Here is a 564-nt window from a genome sequence, read left to right as displayed (position 1 = left end):
TACAATGTTGTAGCCACGGGCAAATTGACCTTGTGTTTCAACATCCACGTAATATTCAGTCGCTTGAAGCATCAATTCTGGTACCGCAGCAACTGCAACCAATAATGAGTCTGTACAAGTAATCCCGTCGATGCCTCTTTTCGCTAATTCAAACTCACGGACAAACATATTAATATCTAGGAAGAATTTAGACCCTTTAGTGTTCAGTGCTTGAATTTCTTCAATATCTTCTTCGTACATCACACCGAAGTCTAAACTGGCGTCCCAAGTCACCATGGTCTTAGGCGTAGAAGCATTTAGAACAATTCGTGCTGCCTCTGGATCTACATAGAAGTTATATTCTGCAGATACGTTCATGTTCCCGAGACGGTTGTTGACACCACCCATAATCCAAATATGCTTGATATCCTTCATAATTTCTGGGGCTTTCTTAATTGCCATTGCAATATTGGTTAAAGGTGCTAAAGCTAAAATTTCAATCTCGCCTGGATTTGCTTTCACCGTATCAATAATAAAATCAATTGCATGCCCATCTTCAGCTGTTTGTGTTGGTTTAGGGAATAC

Annotated in this window: 1 protein-coding gene; it reads right to left on the bottom strand. The window is 40.1% G+C overall.

Annotated features, from left to right (window positions below):
• On the bottom strand, nucleotides 1–564 hold a 564-nt coding region (locus tag ACRCJ0_RS18845; RefSeq protein WP_431391732.1), incomplete at both ends, for a nucleoside hydrolase.

This window comes from Aerococcus sp. L_32, assembly GCF_050689315.1.
This window is presented reverse-complemented; position numbering and strand designations above follow the sequence as displayed.